The organism is Rhodococcus sp. SMB37, assembly GCF_004345605.1.
Lineage (GTDB): Bacteria > Actinomycetota > Actinomycetes > Mycobacteriales > Mycobacteriaceae > Rhodococcus.
The window spans coordinates 1-5,302 of record NZ_SLVY01000040.1 but is presented as its reverse complement, the minus strand read 5'-3'; the positions used below and the strand labels follow the sequence as shown (position 1 = coordinate 5,302).

Genomic DNA, 5,302 nt, shown 5'->3' with positions numbered 1-5,302 from the left:
CGCGTTCTTCGGCGCTGACTCTGCGGGCTTCCCGTCCGCTGGGGATCGGGTTGCGCAGCTCGGGTTCGCGCAGCGTGCGGAAGGTGAATAGCCCGCTCAGGGCGGCGAGTCGGTGGTTGATGGTGGTCGCGCTGTAGTGGTCGAGACGCTTGCCGGTCATCGACAGCACGTTCGCGGGGCGTCCCTCGATCGCAGTTTCGCGGCAGTGCCGCATGAAGTCCAACACGGTGTCGGTGGTGACCGAATCGATGTCATTGCTGTGGGATTCGAGCCATCGGCAGAATGCGAGCAGGTCGTAGCCGTAGGCGCGGACGGTACGTGGTGAGTAGTTTCGGTCGGTCAGGTAGGCGAGGTATTCGTTGACCAATGGGTACTTGTCGGCGCTGGGCCCGGACATCATCCAGGCGGCTTCGGTGCCGGATTCGAGACTCAGCCTGGGCTGATTCGTCATGAGACAGGTGTAACGCTGTCGTCGATGGTGGTCAAGCATTTCCGGCGTCGGCGTGTCGATCTGTGGGTAACGATCTGGTGGATTAGCCGGTCAACAGGCACGTGCCGACCTTGCCCATCGACTGGGTGACGCCGAGACGGGCGCAGAGGGCCGCGAACTCCTTCGAAGTGTACTGCGCGCCGTGGTCGCTGTGAAAGACCGCCCCACCCAGTCCATTACGAGCCTGGTCGGCGGTATGGAGGGCGTCGGCGACGAGGTCGGTGCGCATATGGTCGGCGATCGCCCAGCCGGCGAGTTTGCGTGAATAGCAGTCGATCACCGTCGCCAGATACAGGTTGTCCCCGCCCTCGATCGGCAAGTACGTGATGTCGCCGACGTAGATACGGTTTCGGGGCGGGAGCGGTGAAATCCCGTTCGAGCAGGTCGGGCACCTTGTGGCCGGCAGGTTCGGGGACAGTGGTCGTGACCCGTCGTCGACGTCGGTAACCGGCGATGTTGTTCTCGCGCATCACCCGGGCGACCCGCTTGTGGTTGACCTTCTCGTCCGCAGTGACACCATCGTTGAGCTCGGCCGTGATCCGCGGCGCTCCGTAGGTGTTGTCCTCGGTGTGGATCACCCGGATTCGTTCGGCCAGTTGAGCGTCGGCCTCGGCGCGTGCTGCTCGTGCCGGCTCGGCGGACTTCCACGCGTAGTAGGACGAGCGCTCGAGCTCGACGAGCTCGCATAACCGCTTCACCTGATAGGTGTCGGAGTGGTCGGCGACGAACTGTCGAGTAGCCGAGGGGAATTTCACCCCTCGGCTCTCACAGAACCGTGCGTAACAGTCTCCCGTTACACGGCTCTTGTCGCTCTGATCATCAGATCCGCAGCGCCACCGTCACATAAGGCCAATGCGCGAACATGCGCGGATACCGACGCACGATCTCCTGCAGCTTCGCAAGGGCTTTCCGGTGCGGCGCCAGCCGCTTGTACTTCTGTCGGATCCAGCGCACCAAGTAGGCGTTGATGCGCGCAAGCAAGGGATGCAACTCCCGAGGCCGAAACCGGCCGTAGTAATTGATCCAACCCGCCACCACCGGGTTGATCCAGTGGGCGAGCTCCTGAAAGGACAGGTCGGAGCGGGTGTGCAGGTGCCAAGAACGCACCCGGCGCCCCATCTTCACAAGGGCGTCCTTGCTGACGGCCGGTTCGAACGACAGAAACAGTCTGCCGTGTCGACTCCGGCTGCTTCGGGCGCGGAAGGTGAACCCGAGGAACGTGAACGCCACATGCTCATACGAGAGATGCCGTTTCCCGTCCTTGCAGTACACGATCCGGGTCTTGGCCGGGTGCAGACGCAGCCCGACCTCAGCCATCCTGTCCGCGAGCGCAGCCAGCACCTGCCTGGCCTGACGCTCGGTGACGCAATGCAGCACAGCGTCATCCGCGTAGCGTTCGAACCAGACACCCGGAAACTCCCGGACCATCCAAACATCGAACGCGTAGTGCAGGAACAGATTCGCCAACACGGGAGAAACCGGAGCTCCCTGCGGAGTTCCCCGCTCCCGTTCCAGCAGGGTGCCGTCGGGCATCTCGAGCGGGGCGGCAAGCCACCGCCGCACATACAACATCACCCACACGGCATCGGTGTGCGCTTCCACCGCCTTGACCAGCAGGTTCCACGGCACGCTGTCGAAGAACTGGGAAATGTCGAACTCGACCACCCAGTCCCGTTTCCAGCAGCGTTCGCGGCACTTGTCCACCGCATCCAGGGCGGACCGCCCGGGCCGGTATCCGAAGCTGTCCGGATGGAACACAGAGTCCACCCGCCGCATCAGATGCCGAGCCACCACGGTCTGAGCCACACGATCGGCGACAGCGGGAATGCCGAGCATTCGCTCGCCACCTCCGTGAGGCTTGGGAATGGCCACCGCACGCACCGGAGGCGGAAAGTAGGAGCCCGACGACATCCGATTCCAAACACGATAGAGGTTGTTCCTCAGGTCCGTCTCGAAGTCGTCGATGCTCTGTCCGTCCACACCCGGCGCTCCCCTATTCGCTCTGACTTCTTCCCAGGCTTCCTTGACCTCCCATTTCGAAATCTCGAACGGCTTGATCTGTGATTTCAACTGGCCCACCGGATTCCTCCCGAATCACTGTTCGGTTGATGCGATCAACGCAGCCACGAACGACCCGGCTCCTTCGCTCCACCCCCATTACAGGGGCTTCATCACTACTACGAGCCGGTCCGCCAGCACACCCCGCATCGGTACTCGACCCCTCGCGGTGTCCACCGCTTGGGGCACTCCCTCTCGCCCGCCATCACGACGGATCGGTATCGGGGCATGCCTTCTCCTGTTCCATGCGGAAGCCGCAGACCGGACTCACGTCGCCTACATGCCGGACACCACCTGGCCAATAGACGGGCACCCGCCAGGCTCATCCCGAGACTGCTTCCACGCCCCGGTTTCGATGTCACCTTGTAAGTTTCGACACGTCAGCAGCGATTCACTTGCGTTCGTCTTTCCGGTCCCCACCTGACACCTCTCACGGTGCCTTTTCCTCATCGCTCACCACAACAGTCTTCAACCAATGCAGCATGAGGTGGTTTGGAGCCTCCCCCCGCAGGGCGACTCAGAAGGGCCACACAACCTTCATCTCCCGCACAGCACTTCTACGGAGTTTCCCTACAACCAACTCCCTTCGAATTCAGGACACACGGAAGCGGGTCACCAGTTCGTCTCCCCGGCGAAATATTTGGCCGCCTTGCGGAGGATCTCGCGTTCGGTGGTGAGCTTGGTGGTTTCGGCTCGTAGGGCAGCGTTCTCGGCTTCGAGGCGGGCGAGTTTCTGCTCGACGGTCTCCGGCAGGTCGGGCGAAGCGGACTGTTGACGGTGGGGTCGTGACGGGGTGTTCATCCGGGTGCCGTCGACGTGGGTTTTGGTTCCGGTCCCGTAGTGGTCGATCCAGTCTGTCAGGGTGCCGCGCACGAGCCCGAGGTCAGCGGCGATACCTCGGATCGTCGCGCCCGGCGTGGACTCGTACAACTCGACCGCCTGGCGCCGGAATTCCTCCGAGTAGTTCTTTCGTGACATGACTGAAGATCATCTCGCTTCCCCAGCAGATGCTGGTTTCAGCGTGTCCAAGAACCGGGGTCAAGGCCCCGGACCATGGTGTGGCGGGTACACAGCAGCCACCGCGCCCCACACGCCCCCAACCCCACCGCCCAACCGGACGAGCTCGCCGGCGGCCGGTTCGACTCCCTCGACGGCAGCTACGCCTACCTCTACCTCGCCGACAGCCCCGACGGGGCGATCGCCGAAACCATCTGCCGGGACCTCCCCCTCGATCCCACCATCGCCCGGATCGTGCCCGCCAGCGCCGTGACCGGCCGCACCCTGACCGCCCTCACCGTCACCCGCACCCTCACCACCGCCGCACTCCACGGACCGCACCTGGCCGCGGTCGGACAAGACCTCTGGCTCACCAAATGCGAAGCCCGGCACTACGTCACCACGAGACGCTGGGCCCACGCCGTCCGCACCGCCGACCCCGCCCTCGACGGCCTCGCCTACCGGCCCCGGCACAACGAAGACACCCTCGCCTGGATCCTCACCACCGACCCAGCGATCACACCCCACCCCGACCTGACCATCGACCCCACCACCACACCCCTGCCACTCGACCACGTCCCCGGCCGCGACCTCGTCGCCCGCATCATCGCCGACCACAGCGCCATCCTCTCCCCCACCTGACCCACATAGACGTGCTGCACGCTCAGCGACACGCTCACGAACCGCGATCGTGAATCGTGAATCGTGAATCGTGCGACGCATCCACCAGGACATGGAGCGCCGGACCGCACCCGAGGAGACTTCCATCAGATACGGCTCGGCGAAGATCGTCGGGCACGAGGTCCTGCGCGCAAGCCGTGCTGGTCGAGTAAGGACGGCATCGGTTTTTATCGGGATGCCGAGGGTCGCGCGCCCATGTCGGGTCGTGGTCTTCTCTCCTCCGGTGATCCGTGCGATGCCGAATTCGGTCAACTGCGGTTCGCCGTACTCGGTTAGCAGAATGTTGCCCGGTTTGATGTCGCGATGCAGTACTCTCCGCGGCGCGCAGTTTCGAGAGCGTCGGCGAGTTTGACACCGGCCGCCAGCGCCGCTGCCGCCGTCAGGGCTCCGATGCCTGGTAATCCAGGAATCGAGGGAAGTCGCAGCGATGGAAGGGCATCACGATGTACAGGCTTCCGGTGTAGGCGATTCCGGCTTGCAGGCTCGGGGCTGAGGACTTTGAGCGACCACTCGATCGAGACGGTTGCCGACATCGGTAGACGACGCCGAAGCCGCCGCGGCCGGCCAAATTCGCGCCTCCTCGAAACCATCGGCCGCCAGCTCGCCAACGATATCGGCATCGACCTGGCGTTGAGTGCTCTGCACTGAGTTGTCTGCGTTGTCCGGCATGGCGACTTCGGCGCGCCATGACCGGTTCGTCGTTGCGCCGCGTCGAGCCTGTCCAGCACCTACCCATGAAGTCTCCTCGCGATGCGATTACCTCATTCTAGGGCCGTCGTCCAAACTGGACGCCGAAGTAAGAAGAATTCTTGACACAGGAAGGCACCGACCCGTCAAATACATTAGCCAAGAGCGCAATCCGTGAATACCGCAACGCTCGCGCCCTCGGCGCCAGGTTACGCCGACACTGCAGTAGGTCGCGCAGCCGGCGCTGAGAGCGGACCGAGGCTGCAGACCATCCACGCTCGCGGTCATCGTCAACTTAGAGCGTGTCTCACGTGGATGAAGTGGTTTGTGGTGCATCATGTAACGCGTGGTAGATGAGCTGTCTCTCCGTTTGGTTCCGGATGCATTGTG

3 protein-coding genes and 2 pseudogenes are annotated in these 5,302 nt (G+C 63.5%); 1 reads left to right on the top strand and 4 read right to left on the bottom strand.

Features of this window, described 5'->3' with window-relative positions:
* The 4 genes and pseudogenes from EV641_RS28995 to EV641_RS28980 form a co-directional block, all read right to left on the bottom strand.
* Window positions 1-451, bottom strand: a 451-nt coding sequence (locus tag EV641_RS28995) for a site-specific integrase (RefSeq protein WP_158289239.1), incomplete at its 3' end; no start/stop codon positions are given.
* A gap of 103 nt (window positions 452-554) precedes the next feature.
* Window positions 555-1,227: pseudogene (locus EV641_RS28990) on the bottom strand (IS3 family transposase); the annotation flags it as partial.
* Between the two features lie 82 nt (window positions 1,228-1,309).
* A complete protein-coding gene (ltrA, locus tag EV641_RS28985; protein WP_054719550.1) occupies window positions 1,310-2,569 on the bottom strand; it encodes a group II intron reverse transcriptase/maturase in 1,260 nt (419 codons plus the stop codon).
* 580 nt (window positions 2,570-3,149) lie between these two features.
* Window positions 3,150-3,526: pseudogene (locus EV641_RS28980) on the bottom strand (transposase); the annotation flags it as partial.
* 75 nt (window positions 3,527-3,601) lie between these two features.
* Here EV641_RS28980 and EV641_RS28975 point away from each other — a divergent pair.
* Window positions 3,602-4,186, top strand: a complete 585-nt coding sequence (locus EV641_RS28975) for an RES family NAD+ phosphorylase (RefSeq protein WP_132476957.1) — start codon at window positions 3,602-3,604, stop codon at window positions 4,184-4,186.
* Window positions 4,187-5,302 lie beyond the last annotated feature (1,116 nt).